Origin of the sequence: Bacillus sp. NPDC094077 (assembly GCF_050279465.1) — a bacterium.
GTDB lineage: Bacteria > Bacillota > Bacilli > Bacillales > Bacillaceae_G > Bacillus_A.
In genome coordinates, this window is record NZ_JBNNUF010000006.1 from 180,012 (window position 1) to 202,071 (window position 22,060).

Genomic DNA, 22,060 nt, shown 5'->3' on the forward strand with positions numbered 1-22,060 from the left:
AAATAGGAGGTGTTTTTCATGAAAAATTCTTTTCATTAATTGGTTGTGAATTTTCAATTCAAACCGCAAAACAAAATGGTAGCATTACCTCTGTACTTTACTTTGATGATTTAATACTTATTGGTGTTAGAGCAGTTCTTTATGATGCTTGCTCTGAAACCAAATAGAAATAATTTTCAAGTAAAGGGTATATACAGTTGGGATAAATACTGAGATTATGGAAAAAGTATTCAGGGTATTTTTATCTGTATTCTACATTAACTTTAATGCTGATTATACTTGTCTCAAGATTATTACTATTTATTAGCTTTAAGGTGGGAACGTTGTCATACCGATTGTTACTTAAATCAATAAGTAAGTTGTCGTATCCTTTGGGTGCAATTAAATAATTTCATTATATGCACAATACGGTTATGTTACAGTGCGATTGTGTATACAAATTTATGGTTGAACAAAAGAAGATTTTTGCAGTGTCTAAGTATTATTTCAAAGATAAGAATGGGGGTTCAAATGGTGCAATTGATGTCATGGCGCATTGGCATGGAAAATTTCATCGTTTAAAAATAATTATTTATTTTAGGAGAGACTGTCATGAAAATTTTTGCAGAATATTTAGCCCGTATTGATAACCCTGAGCATCGGGATCAAACGAAAGTGGTTCTGGTTTGGGTAGCTAAGAAGTTTCCAAATTTAATACCAAAGATTTCATGGAATCAGCCTATGTTTACCAATCAGGGCACATTTATTATTGGTTTTAGTGTAACCAAACATCATTTGACTGTTACCCCTGAAAGAGCATGTGTTAAGCAGTTTTCTATGGAAATTGTGCAAGCTGGCTATAATCACAACAAGCATTTAGTATATATTCCGTGGGATAGTCCCGTTGATTTCTCATTACTTGAGAAAATGATCCAGTTTAATATTTTAGATAAGGCAAACTGCTTAACTTTTTGGCGAAAATAAAAAAATTGAATTATTTAAGGGCAACTGTCCACGAATAGGTTTACTTTTTTAAGTGCCCTTATTCGGATTTGCGTTTATTTTAATACGTATAGAGTAATTTTACGGAGTACTCTAAATTTCTTACACATAACCTTTAGAAAAAGAAACAATTTCTATACTAATTGCAGTTGTGTGAGCTTAGCTTGATAACGATGTGGTACCAACACACATCCATCAATCAGCCTAAGCAACTAGACTATTATTGGAGCAAAAGCACGTTGCTATTCTCTTATGTTAATGAGAACGAGTGACGTGCTTTTATAAATATGTACCAAGCACAAGAATTATCTTTATTTGCAAAGATTTGTATCCCTCTATACTTCATCAATTAACTTAGATTATGTTTACAACAAAGCTTATTTAAATCGTTACACCTAACGCTTTAAAAGCAGAAATATTTTTATAACTATAGTTAGTTATACGACTTAATATTCACACTTTTGTATTTGTTTATTATTATTTAAAGTATAAACAAATAATATATCAAAAAAGAAATGTCATTACATTCTCATCATTATTCATTCCGTATATTAAGTTTTAAGGAGGAATTTCGTGAGTAAAGTATTACATATTTTTAGGAATATGAAAGTTGTTAACAAGTTATTAGTTTCATTTTTTTTGATATTAATTGTGGCTGTCTCTACCATTGGTGGCATGACTTATCAAACCACTAAAAAGAATTTGGAAGAACAAATTATGGGTAATGCCTATGATAATATTGAAGTTTTAGATCATCTAATTACCCAAATGGTTGAGGCAAAATTTAATGATTTGAATAACCTTGCACGATTAATTGATGGTGATATGTATCAAGGTGAAAATCAAGATGCATTAAGGAAAGTATTATCTCAATATATCATCACACATGAAGATGTTGAACGAGTATATGTTGCAGGAAACAATAAGAAATTTGTGGCGGAACCTAATAGACAAATGGCAGCCGATTATGATCCAACGGCACGTTCTTGGTTTAAAGATGCAGTGAATAAACAAGGTGGAATCATTATTACGGAACCGTATAAGGCACAAGGATATGAAGATATTGTAGTAACAATTGCCAAGCAAACAGAAGACAAAAATGGTGTGGTAGCTCTAAGTTTAAGCTTGGATCACTTATTAAAAACAACAAAGTTAGTCAATATCGGAAAAAAAGGATTCGCTATCATTTTAGATAGTAAACAGAAAATAATTGCTCATCTGCGAGAAAAACCAGGTGATAAAGCAGCTGATGCTTGGACGAATAAAATTTATAAAGATGAACACGGTACTTTCTCCTACTCTTCTGGAGATGAAGATGGTGAAAAGAAAACAGTATTTACTACAAATTTAAAAACAGGTTGGAAAATTGCTGGGACAATGTACTCAAATGAGATTGTTGAGGCTACCCGACCTGTATTTTATAATACGTTAATTGTTATGTTTATTTCATTAGTTGCAGGAGGATCGCTTATTTATTTTGTAACACTTTCTATTACAAAACCTTTAAAAAGGCTAGTTGCCTCTTCTCAAAAAATAAGTGAAGGAGACTTAACGAAAACAATTGAAATCTATTCCAATGATGAAATAGGCCTGCTTGGAAAAGCTTTTAATGAGATGACAGATTCGTTACGAACGTTAATTGGTAGGGTTAATACTTCGGCAGGTCATGTTGCAGCTGCAGCTGAAGAGTTGATAGCAAATGTGAGGCAAGCAAATGAGGCAACAGAACAAATTACAATGGCAATGGAACAAGTATCAAGTGGAGCAACTGCACAAATCACGGATGTTGAAAATGGAGCTATGTTACTTGATCATATGACAGAGGAAATTCTGCATGTAGAAAATTGTTTTTCTTCCATTAACAATGCCTCTTCATATACTCGCAAAAAAGCTGAGGATGGTGGGAAATTTGTAGAAAAAACAGTCAATCAAATGCAGTCGATTGCAACATCTGTCTTGCAATCAGATGCTGTTATTCAATTACTGAATGATAAGTCAAAACAAATTAATGATATTCTAGAGGTTATTCAAAATATTGCTGATCAGACGAACCTTCTAGCTTTAAATGCAGCAATCGAGGCCGCAAGGGCCGGTGAACATGGAAGAGGATTTGCAATCGTTGCTGATGAAGTACGAAAATTAGCAGAACAATCTACTGTATCAGCAAGTGAGATAGGAAAATTAATAAATGAAATACAGGTCGATATGAATAAGACTGTGAAAGCCATGGGGAATGTGAATGAAGAAGTACAATCAGGTATTATCATAGCCAATGACACAAAACAAAATTTTGCGGAAATATCACACTCTACAAATGAAATAGCAGAACAAATTAAAATGATGGTACAAAATGTAAACGAAATGTCTAAAGGAATAAATGACGTTTCTAAATCAACTGATCAAATTGCAATAACAGCGCAGAGTAATGCGATGAGTACACAAAACATTTCGGCATCAGCCGAAGAACAATTAGCTTCTATGAAAGAAATTAGTACCGCAGCCGCTACATTATCACAAATGGCTGAAGAGCTACAAACGTTGATTGAAAAGTTTAAAATGTAAAAAGAAATGCACCAATAATAATAAAAATAATGTCAGTGGTTCTATTTTTCATACAATACCTCACTTCTTATATAAATATTCATTCAGGCATAAACTCTCACCATTATATCGAGGAACTTTTAAATCGAATAGTGGTCTGTTTTTATTTTAATATAGGATTTCAATCCAACTTTATTCTAAAACCACATATAATTAAAACAATAAAACAAAATTATTTATTATACTCTTCACTCTCTGCTTTATAGAATTTACTCTTAGAAAAAAAATCACCTCTTAAGAGAACGATATCTCACGAGGTGATTTTATCAATCTTTATTATAGAGCTATAACGGTTCACCGTGGAGAGGTTTTTTATAAAAATTCTTTATTTATTTCTTCATAATGCAGTTTTAAAATTAAGTTTGATTAAAATAAAACTACAAAGACTAGATTTATCCGAATATAAGTCGTTATTTTTTGAATTCTTTTAAAAAAGAATTTTTATAGTTTCCCGTATGCTTAAGTTGAACGTGTGCCTTTATACTTACTGGCAAGTTCACAAATTTTTGATCCCAGGAACTCTTGATTTCATTCCAATATTGAGAATTTTCACGATGGATGACTTCCCCAAATCCAAATATATCGACTTCATATTTCTTTTGTGCGGCTTTTAATGCTTCTTTTATGACTTGTGCTACTCTTTTTTCACCTACTCTTTCTAATTGATGAATAGTTTTTGGATTCGTTAAATCAAGATTTTTACATTGTACTTCTATAATATTACCTTTTAGATATAACTCAATTTCAATCATATGCTTTTTATTTTTTACTATTTCCTTTACTTTTGTGTTATTTTTTATAACCTCAATGACAACATCTTCTTTTGCCGAGCATGGTATAGGAGCAATCGTATTTTCTACGCGATTCATAATATAATTATAACCTTTACTTTGATTTTTGTTTAACCACCCAATTAACTTATCCTTTTTAAAAACCCCACTTTCGGAATATTGTATACTAGTACTCGGTTTAATTTGTTGTATATTTTTTATTTTTTCACCCGATGTCACGTCACCTTTTATCGTTATTCCAGTGACTACAGGGTGAATTCCATCACTCATTAAATTTGATACCAATTGATCTATCGTGACAGTAACAGTGGGAGCCCAAAATTTTTGAGATACATTTAAAGACGCAAACATTTTATTCGCAGGTATTTTATCAAGAGACGTTAAAACTTTTAATACATTTTCCGCTTTTACGCTCTTACTTATCGCAATATAAAAATCTGAACGGATTTCGTGACTCCTTAAAAAGAGATCCAATATTTTATGAATCCCTTCTTTAGCCACTTTTTCATCAATGATAAGCATCCGAATATGAGCCCAATATATCTTTCTGGGAGCAATCGTTGTGATTTTTCGTATTGCCTCAGCTATAGTACTTGCTTTTTCTTGAAACAATACCACTGGCGTTCTTCCGCTTCCACCTTTCAGATTAGCTACTTCTCCAGGATTAACAACTTGACAAGAAACTAAATATTGATTTCCCACTTTATCAATCCCTACAGCCAAATTAATAGCAATTTCATTTAATTCTTTTCCACTCCAACAACCAGTAAGCAGAACTGTAAAAATGAACAATATCATAATCTGTCTTTTCATCTAAGATGCCCTTTCTTTTCAATTGTTCCATTTTTTATTTAATCGGTCTCGGCTTATGTTACTCTGATGTTTCATATTTTTATGATTCAGTAATTTAGGGCGATTTTTCATTTTCCATATAGGAAATCGAAAAATCGTATCCTTCTGATCAGTAACGTTGAATGGTGCTAAAGGTGCCATGTATGGTATATCAAAAGAATGTAAACTACATAAATGAAGAATTAAAGTAAAAATACCCAAGATTATCCCAAATAATCCAAACCCAGCAGCAAGTACAATAAAGCCGAAACGTGATATTCGTATAGCAATTCCTAAATTATAAGAAGGAATGGCAAAATTAGAAATAGCAGTAATTGCAACAACAATAACCATAGCAGCAGAAACAATTCCAGCTTCAACAGCAGCTTGACCTATGACTAATGCCCCTACAATGGATACAGCTTGTCCTACCGCTCTTGGCATTCTTACACCAGCTTCTCTTAAAATTTCAAATGTTATTTCCATTATCAAAGCTTCAATGAATGCAGGAAAAGGAACCCCTTCCCTTTGAGCAGCTACACTTATTAAAAGTGCGGTAGGAATCATTTCTTGATGAAAAGTAGTGAGCGCGATATATATGGAGGGTGCAAGGAGGGCTAAAAAAAACGCTAACAAGCGTACCATACGGATAATACCAAAATCAGAACGTTGATAATAATCTTCTGCTGATTGTATAAATTGAATTAATATAGCTGGTACCAATAAGACAAATGGAGTTCCATCTACAAGAATAGCAATACGTCCTTCTAACAAACCTGCTGCAATCACATCGGGCCGCTCTGTATTATATATGGTCGGAAAAGGTGTATAAGTTTTATCTTGGATCAGTTCCTCGATATAACCACTTTCTAATATGCCATCAATATCAATTAACTCCAAACGTTGTTTCACATCTTCTACAGTTTTATCATTCACAATCCCTTTCATATACATAATACTTATATTAGTTTGTGTTTCACGGCCAAGGGTTATCGTTTCCAACCAAAGGTTCGGACTTTTTATTTTTCTTCTAATAAGGGCTGTATTTGTACGTAAATTTTCTGAAAATCCATCTTTCGGTCCTCGGATTACAGTTTGGGAAGTAGGTTCTTGCACTCCACGATTTTCCCATCCAGCTGTACTTGCTTTAAGACCTTGAACATATTCATCAATTAAAAGTATAGTATTTCCAGATAAAAGAGATGTATTTAGATCCTCAAAATGTTCTATCTTTTTTATGTTACCTATTGTAAGAATCGATTGTTCTAATAGTTCTAAGATGTCATTTCCTGAAGAAGTCGCATCTTCCATCTTTTGATTATTTATGTCTAACATTAAAGACTCCATTATAGAGCTATGTATTGAGTCTTTATCAGACAGTCCATCTATATATAAAATTCCGATTCTAACTTTTTCTCTATTTCCAATGCTAATTTCTCTAACTATAAGATCGGTACTATATCCGAAAGTCTCTTTTACCTTTATTAAATTCTCTTGTAGATTTATTTTTAAGTGCTCTTTTTTTTGTACATTTTCAAAATCGCTATATTCTTGGACAATAGAATGTTTTAACTTCAACTTGAACATTTTCTTCATAAAATTCATGTGTATTCTCTCTCCATTATTTTTTATCCTTGGACTATCTGACTTTAAGTTTTATACTCTTATATTTGGCACATTTTCATGATTTTATTTAAAAATAAATGATTACTGCCCATGTTCGTTTTGATTCATTTGTTTTTTACACTTAATTCTTAGTAGAAGTAAAATTAGGCATGGAATGATAATCTGGAATATTGTATGAATATATGGAATCATTACCTTCAATCCAACCCACCTCTGAAAAACAACATTTGGAAAGTGAAAGTATGTAAAACCCCAAAACGAAATACAAATTATTACAATAATCCACTTATTATGAGCTATCTTAAATAACGATTGTAGTAATATCAGCCCTGCATAAAAATGGAGAACCATTTTGAAAAATCCTCCAATAAATAATATTACTATCCCTAAAGGATCTAGTCTGGTAATAAAATTTCCAATATTTATTTTTTGAATCAAATGAAATAACGGAATATCTGCTATAGTTGCTACCGAAACACCTAACACAGCAACAATAGTAATATTTGAAATGATTATGAATACACCTGATATTCCAAAAGCAAGAAAAGATGTTTTACGAATGATTTGTTTAGCATTCATATGATGCCAATACATAAGGAATACAACCATCTCACCAAATGGAAAATTAACTATTGAAAACAAGGCTGTTCCCATAATCGTTTTCACCTTATTTTCTAAAACCGGTAATAAATTTTTAAAATCAAAAATTCCTGAAACGATAACTAAAATATATATCGCTATGAGAAAAAATAAAAAAACAGGCATTAAAATTTCAGCCGTGCGAGACAAAACTTCAATATTTAGAAAAACAACAATATAAATAATTAACATTACCATAAGTGCAAGTACAACTTGTATAGGGGTTCCTGGAAGTACTGTAATAACAGTCGACATACCAAAATCAAATAAATTTAAAGACGCTATGTATATAAAATATAAGGCATACATTAGAATAACAGGTTTTGAAATCCATCTTCCTAGTACCGCAGTTAGAATACCGCCCCAGTGTTGTTCAAAGTAATATTTTTGAATATCAGTATAGATCCATAACAAACCACAACCTACAAAAAAAGCAATCAAAATGGCTAACCATGCATCTTGCTTTGCAGTATCAATACCTAAAGCAAATAGGGTAGTGCTTCCAATCTCAAATAAAATAATTAATACAAATAACTGATTTTTGTTAATATGCACCATCGTTTATCACCTATTTTGGAATTTCTGTTCACTTTTATTTATTGTTACCACAATACAGACAAAAATTTTCATATTCGCTATTTATTTCTTGTAAGCTGATTTTTCCGCATTTATTATCTATACACTTCATCTCATTAAGTTTTAGTTTATCCATATCAAGCACCCTTTCTCTCAAAAAAGCCCTAGTCTCCTAGGACCTTTTTTTATTCTAATAAGGTTTTTTTAAAATTTTCAATAGAGAGATTAATAGCCCCAGCTTGATCTAAACTTACCAATAAGTTCTCTGCTATCGCCTTTTCCATATGAGTAGCACATGCAATTTCCTTACCATCCACAGGAATTTTTGTTTTTTCTCCAACATATTCGATTTTTACATCCTTCATATTTCACAGCTCCTTTTATTCAAATAACACTTTTATGAAAAACTAATGGTTTTTACATTTTTTAAGTTTGGCATCACAAGTAATTTTTATAATTAGTTATTTTCTCAATATAGTTTGTGTATATAATTCCATTCAAATATACATAATACCCACGTAACTATTTAAAATTACATCGTTTTTATATCTAAATTCAAAAAGGAGCTATATAACATGGATAAAAAAAATCTACTAAGTCAGCAACTTGATCATGTGTCATTGGATGCGCTGAATACCCCTAGTAAGGCCCAAGAGCAAATGCAAGAAACATCTCAGGGGGCACATGATTCAAACAAGAAGGACAGTACTCAAGCTTTACATGGCGAAGATTTATCAATTTCAGACGTATATAGAACAACGAATAAACAGTAAATTTCAAAGGGGAAAATCTTAAGAACGAGTGAACTTAATTCTTTTCCCTTTTCCTATTTAAATAACACTTCCATATGGGACCCATACACATTTCTGACACATTAACTATCGAAACATACTGAAAATTCGATATCTTTTTTGTCACATACACCAAATTTCGATATTGCACGACAACAATATCTCCCTTATTGAATCCCTGTCCCACAGAGATTTTTCCTTTTATTCATGACTTTTTATTTCACCAAATTTTCATCCTTAACAAAATTCAACCGACGATGTTCTACTTTAATAAAGCGTTAGAATGATTTTCTGCAATTATAAACTATAATGCAGTAAGGTTTTAAGTTATACAAACACATAGGCAATAACGTTCCCAAATGAAAGTTTAGGAACACAAAAAACCTCAAAACGTTGATAGTACAGCGTTTTGAGGTTTTTTGTTTACAATACGTCCTTACAGTTTTTTATGCAAAGGCGTATGAACACAGTTACTATAAGTCTTTTTGGGATTTTGCAGAAAAATGCTGCTGGTGCACCGTCTGTATAAGATCGTACATATAGACAATTTCTTAACGTTGTAAATACGCATTCGTATGACGAGACCCCATGCCCATCAAATTAAAAATTTTATAACGCCCCCAAAACAAAAAAAATTGTACATTTCTACCTGGAGATGCCAATTTTCTCATTTTTGGGTATTTACTTTTCTTATGTTGATGGCGATGTGACGCTATCCCATTGCTATCAAGTGATTAAAGCAAATACCCCCTTGTACAAAAAACTTCACCCATGTTTATAGAGAGTAAAAATATTTCAATTGATGATTATAACCTCACATCAATGAAATTAGGGTAAGCGAAACAATAAATGATTAAACTTATTTATAAAAAATTAATTCGTTACAATATTTTAAGAGCAAGTTTTGAAAAAAGATTATTCAAAACTTGCTCCTTCTTTTTTATATCCCACTATTGTTACAACAGAACCAACAATATTGAATTAGAATAATGACTTAATACTTGCTAAGACCGTAAGTACACCTACAACAATAACAAATACATTACTCGCTTTCCCTTTATATTTAGCTAGTACCGGCACTTTACTGATCGCATACATCGGTAATAGACATAAGATAGCAGCAACTAATGGACCGCTAAGAGAATCAATAAGTCCAAGAATACTTGGATTTGTATAAGCAACATACCAGCATGTTAGTACGACAAAAGTAAGGATCATTGTCTTAACTGTTTTTTCCTCTATAACTTTTCCACGTGTTTTACCAAATTTCATAATCATGTCACGCATTACCTCATATGCTCCTATATAATGGCCAAGGAAAGACTTTGTAATAGCCACAAAAGCAATGATAGGAGCTGCAATAGTGATTACAGGCGAATTAAGCTCATTAGCAAGATATGAAAGAATTGATAAGTTCTGTTCTTTTGCCATTTTTAAATCATCTGGAGTCAAACTTAGCGCACTGCTCCAAACAAAGAACATAACAACAACAAATGTCATGATATAACAAACTTTTTGTATTTGAGCACATTTGGCATCAGTAGCTTCTATTCCATACGTAGCCCTCTGTTTCACAACAAATGATGAAATCATAGGTGAATGATTAAATGAGAATACTATAATTGGTAGTATCATCAATATCGTTCCCAAATATCCTGTTCCTGTTGAAGCAGTAGAAACACTTGAAAAGCTAAGCATTGACGTATTCCACTGTGGAATCAAAGATATTGCGATAAAAAGTAGAGAAGCTATGAAAGGATACACTAGCATACTCATGATTTTCACAGTAATATCTTGACCAAAATTTAGTATAGCTATAAGGCCGAGCACTAATACAAGAGATAAAATGGCCCTTGGAGGCTCCGGCATGTGCAATTGATGCACGATAAAACTACTTGCAGTATTTGTAAGCGCAACCGAATACATCAATACGATTGTATAAATTGAACCGAAATATACTATGTTAAAAATGATACTTGCCTTATTTCCGAAATACTCTCTTATTGTCCCTGTAATCCCCTCATCAGCAGAATTAGAAGTGTAAATCATTTTAGCAAGCGCCCTATGTGAGTAATACATAACTGGATATGCAAGTAATGTAATTAACAGTAATGATAATAAACCACCTGAACCTGCATTAATCGGTAAAAAGAGTACCCCTGCTCCAATTGCTGTTCCAAATAGGCTCAATGCCCAGGTAGTATCCTGCTTATGCCACTTTTTCGGATCTAGATAGTTCTCATTTTTGACTGCATTATTTTCAGCTTGAATTTCTATGTTTTTTGCAGTATTCCCATTCATATAATAATTCCTCCTTGTATCCTATTCTTACGTCTCTTTTTAAGGCTTAGGAATATAGAACATTCTTGAAAAACGAATTACTTACAGGGTGCCACGCATCGTATGTACCTCTTCTAAGTTAATCAAAATCGAAAAATTCGAAAGTCATCAACCTGATGGATTTGTTAGCGTTCACAAAACATTTTAATTGCAATACTGGCTCTCGCGATATAAAAACACCCTTAAGAGAACAATATAGAATAGAATCCCTAACTACTTTAATTGTCTCCCTCTTTTTTACTTTTAATAATAATCTCCGCAATTCGAGCTAAATCTGCCTCTCTTAATTTACGAGGCATTTGTCTTCCAACCCTATACACCACTTCAATAACTTCGTCAGCATTGATGCTATTATGTACACCAACTAACGCTCTGCCTGCTACTTAAAGCATTTTGAATACATTTCCCTTCTACTCACACACCTTTCTTAAAGTAATCGCATTTTTTATATTTTCTCCAGAGATAATAGATTATCTCTCGACGCCCTCATTATAACGTGTATATTTATAAATTTAATATTTTTTTATTTTCAGAAATATTCAGCGGGCAGAATTTTCAATATATAATAAATTTCAGCTATCATGTAGTAACGGCTCCATTTGTTTGAAGCTGGATTAGTTAGTCGAAAATCAAAATAGAACATTGTTTATCTGGGAGGACTCATTATAAAGATACTTATATTCCCCTTTATTGAAAGATCTTATTTTAGACACGAAAGCTATTGTGATAAATAATCAATATAGATATTTTTAAAATATAAAAATCAATTTTCAGAATATATATTATCTATATTGAATTTATATACATTTACTGGAAAAAGAAGCTCCTTTCGGGGGTCAAAACTTTACTATCAAGCTAAGAAAAGCAAATACTTTAAAACGAAAAATGAACTTTTAGTATGAAGAAAGCCATTAATTGAAGTGATACTAATTTTATAATTCTATGCACGTAGAAGAGACGGAGTCTGACTAAAGATTTCGTCTTTGTTTATATAGAGCCTGAATCGTTTCATTGCATGTGTAAATGATATTGAAGACATAAAAAACAGGTTGAGACAAAACTTGCCCCAACCTGTTTACATTTATGAATCTTTATAATTTTTTGCGGTAATGACTGTTTCAAATTCAAAGGTTTCTGGCAGATGATCGGCGTAAGAGTACTCGAAAGTGCGTCCGTCCGTCAAGTAGGCTACCTGTTCGACTCGCATTAGGAAATCCTGATTTGTTAAGTTCATAAAATGCTTTTCCCTATCATCTGGGCGAATTCCTTTGACCCTGACAACGGATGTTCCCACTTCTAGGCCAAGTCTATTTTGAATATGTGAGTATATCGACTCCTCTAAAACCGAAGCTTCAACACCTGGGATGACCGAAATCGGCATCCATGTATGCTCCATAATCGTCGGAATACTGTGGATGATGCGGAGGCGAATGATTTTATAGACGAAATCACCGACTGACATCCCCAATTTTTCAGCAATTATTTCATCGGCACCGACAATCGTAAACTCGATAATCTTACTTTCCACCTCACTGCCGTAAACAGCTTTCGTACCTGATAAGGTTTGAATCATTCGTGCCTTTTCCTGCTGACGCCAATCTTGAACCACCGTTCCACTTCCGCGCCGGCGGATGATGTAGCCGTCTCTAACTAGCAGATCCAGCGCTTTTTTAATAGTGAGGGCTGAAACGCCGAATTCTTCAGCAAGGACGGGGCTACTTGGGATTTTTTCGTTGATTTTATATTCACCGTCTAAAATTTGCTGTTTAATTTTTTGATAAATGCCGAGGTATTTTACTTGAGTTGATCCGCTTGCCATTTCCCTATCCTCCTTTTATGCTGTATTTTCTGCTTAACTACCTTCTATTCGTTCCAATTTAAAGCCTCAAGTTTGTAAACTGAAGGTGATGGTGCAGCAAATCCGTTTTCCAAGATTTCAATATTCGTTACCGCTTCCTCGTCTTTCACAAGTTTTGTCGCATCATTTACGATTGTTTCATACGCTGCATCATAGAAACGACCGTAATCACCAAGCGGTGTTTTAATTTGTTTTTCAATCCAGTCACCGTTTGCGTTGCGATATTTAGCAACTCCATAGTACATCGGTGAATCCTCACCAAATCCTGCACTTTCAGGCATAATACCCGCTTTCAGATCATTTTCCTGCTGATCTTCACCATATTTAATAAATGATCCGTTTGTTCCATGAACGATAAAGCGCGGATAATCTTTCGCTACAACATGGTTGGTTTTTAGCTTAATTTTCAAGTGATTTCCGTAATGTAGACCAACATCGAAATAGTTATCAACCGCACCTTCTACTTCATTATTGCGAATATCGTATGTCACTGTATCCGGACGACCGAATAGTGAAATCATGCGGTCCATCGTATGAATACCTAAACTGTAAAATGAACCTTCTTCTTTTGGACCTTCGTGAGTGATTGAACCAGGACGAAAGTAATCAATATGTGATTCAACCTCAATAATTTCACCGAGAAATCCTTGTTCAACAACTTGCTTCACAGCTAAGAAATCACCATCAAAACGACGGTTTTGGTAAGGCATAACTACTACACCTTTTTCTCGGCCTAAAGCTAATAATTCTTTAGCATGTTCAACTGTATCGCAAAATGGTTTTTCAACGACAACTGATTTCCCAGAAAGTATAACTTTTTTTGCCAATTCATAATGCGTATGTGCTGGCGTACAGATCGTCACTAATTGAATCTCTTTGTCATTCAACAATTCGTCCAAATCAGTGGTGAAATAAACTCCTTTTTCCTCATATGGAGCCGCTAATTCTTCATTAATTTGTCGGGCAAAAATTGTTTTTACTTTTATATTTTTACGTGTTTTTACATAAGGTAAGTGATAACGGTTAGCTGATTTCCCAAACCCGATAAAGCCCATTGTTAATGTCATGTTCTTCAACTTCCTTGTTCATAAATTTTCGTGTCTATGTTTATTATATATTTTTTCAATAAAAGTATATAGTTTTATTGAAAAAATTATATATTAAATTGACGAATCTTATTTTCCCGCGTACTATCTCACACTTTTACAAATTACACTTGATCCATGTCCATTTCTTTCCGTATTATTTCAAGTTTATTCTCCATCAGTCTCCCGCCAACTCTTATAGTTATAGAAATCTCTTTCTACGAGATTACAAAGTATAATTAACTTCCCTGCGACTAATTAATAACCGTATTTTTATTAGCAATAATTTCAATAAAAACACCGAAAACAAACTTGATTACAATCATTACTATGGTGAATTCAATCAAAATAATGGTTTGTGGCAATGGAAAAGAAAAACGTATAAAGGATTTCCATCTTATCAAGCAAGTATGAACCAAGAAGGAAATGAGCAACATAGTACATTTAGCATATTCCCCCCTCCATTCAAACTAATACAGTAATCTAATTGTAAAACGATGCTGTTTTAGTATTAAGTTATAAGAGAATACATGCAATACGCACTTAAATTAAATCTTGTTAAAACAAAAAGAGATGTCCTTGCACCATACCTAGGACATCTCCTTCATATTATTTATCTTATACATAAATAATCTAAATTTCTAGATCCTATACATCTCTAGCAATTTAACAATTATTAAATATATTTTCTACCTAAAACATAGTATTATCATTAGCTGTCTCACTTGGAATCTCTTGAATTACATCCCAATGCTCGACAATCTTACCATTCTTTATACGAAATATATCCACTATAGCAACTCCCTTATCTTGAGAATTAGCACGAGAATGTACATGAAGAGCAACTGTATCTCCCTCAGCTACTACACGTTTTATCTCTGCAGAGGAATTAGGATTTTTAACAAAATCCTCCTTAAAGAAATCCATGAAGGCTTTTCGTCCATCACCAACAAAAGGATTATGTTGCTTATAATCTTCGCTTACATATTTAGGGATAATATCGATATTATGTTTGTTAAAAACTTCATTATAGAAATCAACTACCGTCTTTTTATTCTTTTCTTTTTCTGTCACTTCTTTTGATACTGAGGCAACATTTTCATTCTTTATTGGGTTACCTTTGTTATTACCGGTGGAAGCTTGAAATATCAAAGTTGACACAACTCCTAAAATAAACACAGAAATAATTATTACTATTAAATTTTTCTCTAATTTCATATATACCTACCTCTTCTAATCATTATAAGTTATATTCGATAACACACTTGAAAAAGGATAAACCTTCCCAAAAATGTGTTACCAGGGGTAATGTCAGGAAAATTCGTTTATCCTCACACTACCCCTTATACAAGATAAGTTAAAACCATCGATTCTAACTTAATACTTCATTAACAGTTGCACTGTCCACAATTTGAATAAACTTCTTAACCTTATCGTTCTCATCAAACTCATATAGATGACAAAAATCTGCTATAAATGATTTCCCTGTAGCTTTATATGTCCCAGTATATTTTCCATACACGATAACAGTATTGTTATTAAATGTATAAATTTCATCTTTTGCACTATAGTTATCCCATTCCGTGCCAAGACGTTCATGTACATTTTTCACTACTTCATCTGGACCTATATAAGTGCCCGCATATGGAAATCCAGCAGCTTCTGTCCAAGATACATTTTCACTTAAATATGCTTTGAAAGCATCTAATCTTCCTTCACCAGTTAACACATACGTTTCATGTAATAGTTTTTGATATTTATTCATATCATTAACCCCAAGGCATTTCTTTTGTTACAACTTTTGCACTTAATTCTAATACACCTTTATTTGCATAGTCAGGATATGCCGCTTCAAGTTTCGCCACAAAATCTTTTGAAGTTTTACTTTCTTCAGAAGCTTGAATTGCAGTTCTCAGATAATCCATAGTTGCATTAATTGCTTGATTATCTAATGATTTTTCGATTGATCCATGGCTCGGTACAATTATGTCGGCATTTAATGCTTGTAATACTTTCAAGTTTTCAATCCATGCCTCCATTGCTGCTTTTGAGCTAGTATCTGCTAAGAAAACATGGATTTCGTTAAATATATCAATACCACCAATTAATAATTTTAACTCGTTATTAAATAAGCTAGTTCTGTAATTATCTAAGCCTACGAGTTCAAATGTTAACCCCTGAAAATCAATCGTTTTTTCTTTAAACACTTGAGGTAATACCACGTTGCTTGGTGCGTTTTCTCCTAGGGCGTCTTTCCAAACTTTTAATTTCCCTAAGACAGAATGAACAATATGCTCAACAGTAGACTCTGTCGCATAAGCAATTGCTTTTGGATACGCCGCTTTAATGCTCTCCAATCCAAAATAATAGTCAGGATCCCCATGAATAATAAAGATTTTATCTAAAGATAAGTTGTTTTTTTTCAGATAATCAACAATTTCTCTCGAATCAGATTGAGTAAATTTTGAGTTTATTAAAAATGCATGTCCTTCTTTCTCAACTAAGGTTGCAGTGACCATAAAACTTTTTTCGTCTGAACTAAACACCGTCAATTTCACATCTTTTTGATTTGTATCGATTGTTTTAAACATAGAATGTTATTCTCCTTTTGGTAAAGTTATTAAATAGATAACACATTTTTATCTTGTTCCGACAGAAGCTCCCCTCTTTAATTTGCCTGAAGGTGTGATAGCACCAGCAAATAGGTAGGAGATGAATGCCTGTTAGCGTAAGCTAACAGGTTTGTAGCTTATAGTAAAATTAAAATTGCACTCTTTTAAAAAACAAATTGAAACTATGACTGTTACAAAAAAATTTAAGTCCATCCACTTCTAGTCTTTTTTAAAACGTGCTTCAATTTTATCTGGCGTCATTACCCCACCACCAATAGGGATAATTTGATTATCCCTTTGTAAAAGTAATGAAGGATAACTATTAACACCAAGCTGTCGAACCTTATTGAAATCGTTTTGGACATCTAGTATTGTTTCTTGAGCGTTTAAACGCTCTATTACTTGTTCAGGATCCAAACCATGCTCAATTGCAATCTTACGATATGTTTCAGGATCACTCAGACTTTGTCCCTCATAATAAAACGCTTTTTGCATAGCCGAAGTGAATTCTAACAAACGGTCTGACGCTAATGAGCGTAAAGCCGAAAAGCCAATTGCAGCATCTTTCGAATTCATTTTAAAAGTCCCTTCTTCCACCAATTTTTGATATGAAGGACCAAATTCTGCACCTGTAAGTTGATTAATTCTTTTATTTCCCTCTTCTATATATGAGAAGTTTTTCATTGGTAAATTATCTAAAAATAACCCTCCACATAAAACCGTTAACGGCACTTCAGTGTGTTTTTTGTAAAATCCTTTAATACTTTCTGAAAAGCCGTAGCACCATCCACAATATGCATCCCATACGTATATAAGGTTATCTTGTTTCGTCTTCATTTAAATCTCCTACCTTTATTTTTATTAACCAGTCCAGCTATCACTTAAAATTCTCAGCTAACTTCCTGGTTTATATAAGTACATCTTTTTTTATATCTTGTTCTTTTTTGAGTTACCTTACTATATTTTTCAAAACTAACCCTTCCAAAAAAGATCAGCTAAGATTTTTAACAAAAGATAGCGTTCCAAATTAAAGCCCCCAAAGAAGAAAATACTAAAGTTCGGAATATGCATTGATTTTAATACATTAGTAACTTTCTACACCGGCGACAACGTGTGAGCCACCATCCTTAATTAAATATTTAAATCTTATTTTTACTTTAAAAAGGCATTGGATGTAACTCGAATGATTACAACTTTATGTAACCATTTTAGTTACAACTATTATAGAAGTCAATTCTTTTTTACCGAAAACATTAAATTTCTACCTTAATGCTTTTAGAATTCTAGTATTAAAAACTTTCTTCTTGTTATTAAATTTGTCAAAACCCTTAGTAATTCGCTCAAAATATATATGCTATTATCTTGATAAGAAATTATGCGTCACCTTAACCCTGTATCCGGCCCTGTATTTTCTCCAGGGTCTTTATTCATTAGTTTTATTTTTAGATCGTTTATAACTAACAATAAATACAAAAAAAACGATTTTAAAGTTATTAAAACATGTTGATGGACACGTTGATACAATGCACACAGCGCCAATTACATTATTAAATTAAATAATGAGTTCGCTTCACATCTTATAGTATATATTTTAATAATATTATTTAATATTCACATGGACATACTGGATAATGAAAGGAAGGGTTACACCTTCCTTTTTCTTTTATTTTAGAATTTAAAACTTACCCAAGCCTATATTTCTCTATAAAAATTTAAGAAATAAATAATTCAAAAAGAAAAATAAAAATACTACAATAAAGAACTTCCATTTGTTTCTTTTCGTTGGCTTTCCTGCATGTTATATATAAAAAAATAAAGCAATACCTGCCATGGTAATTAAAAATATTTGGTAATAATCAATCATCTGTAATCCCCCTTCCATACAAAAAATAAGAAGTCTCTTTTTAAGAGACTTCTTACTTTCTAATACAAACGACATACATAGACTAAATGTACACAATATTATCAGGATGGTGTACCTTGTTTCCTCTTTATTGCAACACACAATTTATCATTTTTGTCTAATAATCCCAGCCGGTAAAACTTTATCAACATTGAAATATTTTATTTACAAAAAAATATTCACTTATAGGATCAAAGGATGTAAAATTCAGCTACAATCCCATTCGTAATTTTTAAAATTTGTCCTCCCCTTCTTTCTAAGAATATTTCAAAGCTCGAATAGATTACCTTATATCGCTACTTTATGTATGCAGAATTACATATCATCCTCTATTGAAAATTATTCTCGTTGTAACTATAATGGTTTCATGAGGTTGTATTTTTCACTTCCTTTTCAAATCTCACAATATATTAAAGGAGGAACTAGTATTATGAAAAAAGTTATTTTAGCAGGGGCACTAGGAATTGCAGTACTGTCAGGTATGAACTTACCAGGTGCAGAGGCAACAAAGGCAAGTGCAGCAACTACGAATTTAGAAATTCAAGAAGTTACAAAATATTACTCTATGAATTCTTATGAAGTGTCTCAAAAGGAAACATTTAATCTCCATAAAGGAGAAGAACTTACAGTCTTTGTACAAAATTCTGGGTTCCCAATTTCTTATACGATCTTTGATGCAGATAACCAAGTAATTGGCACCTACAATGCTAATTCACCATATGGTCGCGTATTCAAAGCACAAAAAGACGGTAATATTTCTGTACAGTTTCAAGCAGGAGCAAATTCTTCGTACATGAAGAAGATGAATTTCACAGCTAAATTTGCAGTTTCTAAACTTAACTAACAATTAAAATTTCATTATCCTCTTTCAAAAAACCAAAAAGGTATATCCTTCCAACGGGATATACCTTTAAAATTACTCATTTTCCAGACATAAATTTAATATTTTGACTGACTAAATCTTCATGATTTAATAACCAGCCTTCTTCCAAATCTACAAAAGTTGCTCCTTGACCATCTTCCCCTTTAATTCCCCAAGCATAAGGAGCATTAATTCCTAAGGGGGCCTCTTCAAGAAATCCCTTTTAACTTTTCACCAATTAAGTTAGCTAAATACTCATAGCCTTCTGGTCCAAAGTGTAACCCATCTTTTTCATCATCTTCTACAAATCTTTTATAATGCTGTTCTTGAATCATTTCAGCATATAAATTTAAAAATTGACTTCCTGTTTCCCTCGCCACTTCCTCTACTACGTCTGCATATTGCCCGAGCACTTTATTGGTTCTATTATGCTGTCTTTCTTCATCAACTGGTGCAGGACTAATAAGTAGTACTTTATCTGATGAAATCTGATCCACTATCTTCTCTAAGTTTTCTTTATAAGCTTGTAATGGTACTTGAGCAAAAGAGACTGCATCATTCGTACCAAGAAAAACTGTTACGAAATCTGGTTTATATGATAGTACATCTTCTTCAATCCTATTTAGCGCATCAAACGTATTATCACCCGGAACACCTGCATTCACCACTTTCCAATTCGGAAACACCCCTTGTAATCTTGGCGTTAATCTTGGTGTTCCATCGAAAAATGCATCATCAGCTGTAATACTATCACCGAAGCATACTAACGTTTTCATTAGGCTAGCTCTCCTTCTTACGTATGAAATAATTTACCTTCTAACGCTCCAATATATCTTTCAGCAGATCGTTCTACTGCTTCGTTCGCATTTTCTTTTACTACTTTGTGAAAAGCATTATATAAGCGATTAAACTGTAACGGCTTTACTCGATTCGCCATCTCCTCCACTTTTCTCGCTGGAAGTGGAATTAAGTTTGGATAGCTGTACATGAAGCTCACCCACTGTTGATCCGCTACAACTTGAATAATATCACCTGTTAATAAAATCCCTTTTCCATCATTACCTCCTTCCCAATGTAAGACAGATCCACCTTTAAAATGTCCTCCTAAACGATGAATGACTAATCCATCAGCTAATTGTAAAGACTCACCAGACCAATAAATAATACGACTACTTGGGCGCATCACCCACTCTTTATCATCTTCGTGTATATAAATTGGTACATCGAATGTCTCTGCCCATTCTACTTGCGTTGAATAATAATGAGGATGAGATAATGCAATCGCATCTAATCCTCCCAACTCTTTTATCTTCTCAATTGTCGTTTCATTTAATAAAGTAATACAGTCCCATAGTAAACGATATGACTCTGTTTTTACTACAAATGCCGTTTGACCGATCGCAAACTCTGGTTTTGTTGTAATACTATAAAGTCCATTCTCTTCCTCGATTATTTCATTTTTATATGTATCACTCGTTTGCAGGTTTTCTAAAGTCGTCCAAGATTGTCCTTTCGGGTGAATATATTGTCTCTCTTCATTACAAATAAGACAACTCACTGGTTCCTCTACACTCGCTGCATACTGCACGCCACACGTTGTACAAACAAAATTTTTCATAATGATTCTCCCATCCCTAAATTTTTATTAAGCTGATAATTGATATATTAAATCTCATTAATCCAATAACACCAAGCTACTAAGTAATCTTCTAAATCTTTTGGGTGGTGTCTTAAACACGTATCTATACGCAAATATAAGCCTATGACTATTTCCTCATATAAATCTCGTTCTTTTTTATGAAACACACATTGTTTCATCGCATAATCAATTGCTTCTTTTGTTAAATCTTCCGGAGTCGAACAGAACGCGTAAATGAAATCATATATAGGATCTCCTACGACCGGTAAAGGATCAATTACACCGTACAGCTTATTCTCTCGGAATATAAAGTTATGGAATCCAAGATCACCATGTAATAAAAATGGCTGATTTATTACAGTACCCCTATTTGGACTATTTGCTAACTTAAGAACAAGTCTATACTCTTCATCACTTATATACGGTCTTATATTTCCGTGAGCTTCCCTCACATTTGCTGTTAAAAATTCGGTCCAAGATTGAACCTGACTTCCCTTCCATCCCCAGCCACTCGCCTTCGGAACTATTTCATACTTATTGATAACTTCCTTTACAAGTTTGCGAAGTATACTCCGTTTATGGCTCGGTTTGTACGAAGTAGTCCCCTCAAGGAATGAGTAAACAATATATCGATTTAAAGGATCCTTATACAATAACATTGGAAACGACTCATTCCTTTTATAAAACTGAAGAAAATAAGCTTCTTCACGTATCACTTCCGATTCATTCAGCTTTACAACGTATTGTCCGTCCAACAAATATACCGTACTTGTCGTCCCTCCGTTCAATCCTTTAATGTTTTGTGGATAATGTAAAATAACCTTCTCATTAACTAGTTGTTCAGCGATTACTGAAATGTCCATTCCCTCACCCTTTAATTCCGAAGATTCCCTCACTTCAAAAGACAACCTTACTATTATTTGAC

At 33.0% G+C, this 22,060-nt stretch carries 18 protein-coding genes and 3 pseudogenes; 5 read left to right on the top strand and 16 right to left on the bottom strand.

The window, feature by feature from the left end; translation table 11 throughout:
- Positions 1 to 591: 591 nt before the first annotated feature.
- Positions 592 to 963 carry an iron chaperone gene (locus ACQKNR_RS17010; RefSeq protein WP_427318912.1) on the top strand — a complete coding sequence of 124 codons (372 nt, stop codon included), beginning with the start codon at positions 592 to 594 and terminating at the stop codon, positions 961 to 963.
- A gap of 621 nt (positions 964 to 1,584) precedes the next feature.
- On the top strand, positions 1,585 to 3,543 hold the full coding sequence (locus tag ACQKNR_RS17015) for a methyl-accepting chemotaxis protein (protein WP_427319072.1): 1,959 nt from the start codon (positions 1,585 to 1,587) through the stop codon (positions 3,541 to 3,543).
- A 449-nt stretch (positions 3,544 to 3,992) separates the two neighbouring features.
- Here ACQKNR_RS17015 and ACQKNR_RS17020 read toward each other — a convergent pair whose 3' ends face one another.
- From ACQKNR_RS17020 to ACQKNR_RS17035, 4 genes are all read right to left on the bottom strand, one after another.
- The gene (locus tag ACQKNR_RS17020) at positions 3,993 to 5,186 is read right to left on the bottom strand and encodes a Ger(x)C family spore germination protein (protein ID WP_427318914.1); all 1,194 of its coding nucleotides are present in this window, start codon (positions 5,184 to 5,186) and stop codon (positions 3,993 to 3,995) included.
- Positions 5,187 to 5,204: 18 nt separating this feature from the next.
- A complete protein-coding gene (locus tag ACQKNR_RS17025) occupies positions 5,205 to 6,809 on the bottom strand; it encodes a spore germination protein (protein WP_427318916.1) in 1,605 nt (534 codons plus the stop codon).
- Positions 6,810 to 6,911: 102 nt separating this feature from the next.
- Complete coding sequence (locus ACQKNR_RS17030; RefSeq protein ID WP_427318918.1) at positions 6,912 to 8,027, bottom strand: GerAB/ArcD/ProY family transporter; 1,116 nt, start codon at positions 8,025 to 8,027, stop codon at positions 6,912 to 6,914.
- Between the two features lie 203 nt (positions 8,028 to 8,230).
- Complete coding sequence (locus tag ACQKNR_RS17035; RefSeq protein ID WP_427318920.1) at positions 8,231 to 8,410, bottom strand: hypothetical protein; 180 nt, start codon at positions 8,408 to 8,410, stop codon at positions 8,231 to 8,233.
- Between the two features lie 210 nt (positions 8,411 to 8,620).
- Here ACQKNR_RS17035 and ACQKNR_RS17040 point away from each other — a divergent pair, with 210 nt between their 5' ends.
- Entirely contained in the window at positions 8,621 to 8,818 is a 198-nt protein-coding gene (locus tag ACQKNR_RS17040) for a hypothetical protein (protein WP_427318922.1), read from the top strand.
- 999 nt (positions 8,819 to 9,817) lie between these two features.
- Here the strand turns inward: ACQKNR_RS17040 and ACQKNR_RS17045 are convergent.
- The 4 genes and pseudogenes from ACQKNR_RS17045 to ACQKNR_RS17060 form a co-directional block, all read right to left on the bottom strand.
- The gene (locus ACQKNR_RS17045; protein WP_427318924.1) at positions 9,818 to 11,137 is read right to left on the bottom strand and encodes an aromatic amino acid transport family protein; all 1,320 of its coding nucleotides are present in this window, start codon (positions 11,135 to 11,137) and stop codon (positions 9,818 to 9,820) included.
- A 257-nt stretch (positions 11,138 to 11,394) separates the two neighbouring features.
- Positions 11,395 to 11,547: pseudogene (locus tag ACQKNR_RS17050) on the bottom strand (L-serine ammonia-lyase, iron-sulfur-dependent, subunit alpha); the annotation flags it as partial.
- A 710-nt stretch (positions 11,548 to 12,257) separates the two neighbouring features.
- Positions 12,258 to 12,995 (bottom strand): GntR family transcriptional regulator, encoded by a 738-nt coding sequence (locus ACQKNR_RS17055; RefSeq protein ID WP_427318926.1) that lies wholly within the window; start codon positions 12,993 to 12,995, stop codon positions 12,258 to 12,260.
- 44 nt (positions 12,996 to 13,039) lie between these two features.
- Entirely contained in the window at positions 13,040 to 14,101 is a 1,062-nt protein-coding gene (locus tag ACQKNR_RS17060) for an oxidoreductase (protein ID WP_427318928.1), read from the bottom strand.
- A 278-nt stretch (positions 14,102 to 14,379) separates the two neighbouring features.
- Here ACQKNR_RS17060 and ACQKNR_RS17065 point away from each other — a divergent pair.
- Positions 14,380 to 14,601: pseudogene (locus tag ACQKNR_RS17065) on the top strand (DUF5123 domain-containing protein); the annotation flags it as partial.
- Between the two features lie 211 nt (positions 14,602 to 14,812).
- On the opposite strand, the gene ACQKNR_RS17070 reads toward ACQKNR_RS17065, so the two are convergent.
- The 4 genes from ACQKNR_RS17070 to ACQKNR_RS17085 form a co-directional block, all read right to left on the bottom strand.
- Positions 14,813 to 15,337: a nuclear transport factor 2 family protein gene (locus ACQKNR_RS17070; RefSeq protein ID WP_427318930.1), complete on the bottom strand. Its 525-nt coding sequence runs from the start codon at positions 15,335 to 15,337 to the stop codon at positions 14,813 to 14,815.
- A gap of 154 nt (positions 15,338 to 15,491) precedes the next feature.
- A complete protein-coding gene (locus ACQKNR_RS17075) occupies positions 15,492 to 15,884 on the bottom strand; it encodes a nuclear transport factor 2 family protein (protein WP_427318932.1) in 393 nt (130 codons plus the stop codon).
- Positions 15,885 to 15,888: 4 nt separating this feature from the next.
- Complete coding sequence (locus ACQKNR_RS17080) at positions 15,889 to 16,710, bottom strand: cytoplasmic protein (protein WP_427318934.1); 822 nt, start codon at positions 16,708 to 16,710, stop codon at positions 15,889 to 15,891.
- Between the two features lie 240 nt (positions 16,711 to 16,950).
- A complete protein-coding gene (locus ACQKNR_RS17085) occupies positions 16,951 to 17,568 on the bottom strand; it encodes a DsbA family protein (protein ID WP_427318936.1) in 618 nt (205 codons plus the stop codon).
- 1,496 nt (positions 17,569 to 19,064) lie between these two features.
- Here ACQKNR_RS17085 and ACQKNR_RS17090 point away from each other — a divergent pair.
- The gene (locus tag ACQKNR_RS17090; RefSeq protein ID WP_427318938.1) at positions 19,065 to 19,478 is read left to right on the top strand and encodes a hypothetical protein; all 414 of its coding nucleotides are present in this window, start codon (positions 19,065 to 19,067) and stop codon (positions 19,476 to 19,478) included.
- A 79-nt stretch (positions 19,479 to 19,557) separates the two neighbouring features.
- On the opposite strand, the pseudogene ACQKNR_RS17095 reads toward ACQKNR_RS17090, so the two are convergent.
- The 4 genes and pseudogenes from ACQKNR_RS17095 to ACQKNR_RS17110 all read right to left on the bottom strand — a co-directional run.
- A pseudogene (locus ACQKNR_RS17095) lies at positions 19,558 to 19,719 on the bottom strand (S8 family peptidase); the annotation flags it as partial.
- A complete protein-coding gene (locus tag ACQKNR_RS17100; RefSeq protein ID WP_427318940.1) occupies positions 19,706 to 20,272 on the bottom strand; it encodes an SGNH/GDSL hydrolase family protein in 567 nt (188 codons plus the stop codon). The gene ACQKNR_RS17100 and the pseudogene ACQKNR_RS17095, both read right to left, overlap by 14 nt.
- A gap of 17 nt (positions 20,273 to 20,289) precedes the next feature.
- Positions 20,290 to 21,114 (bottom strand): hypothetical protein, encoded by an 825-nt coding sequence (locus ACQKNR_RS17105; RefSeq protein WP_427318942.1) that lies wholly within the window; start codon positions 21,112 to 21,114, stop codon positions 20,290 to 20,292.
- A gap of 47 nt (positions 21,115 to 21,161) precedes the next feature.
- Positions 21,162 to 21,998 (bottom strand): aminoglycoside phosphotransferase family protein, encoded by an 837-nt coding sequence (locus ACQKNR_RS17110; protein ID WP_427318944.1) that lies wholly within the window; start codon positions 21,996 to 21,998, stop codon positions 21,162 to 21,164.
- Positions 21,999 to 22,060: the final 62 nt, after the last annotated feature.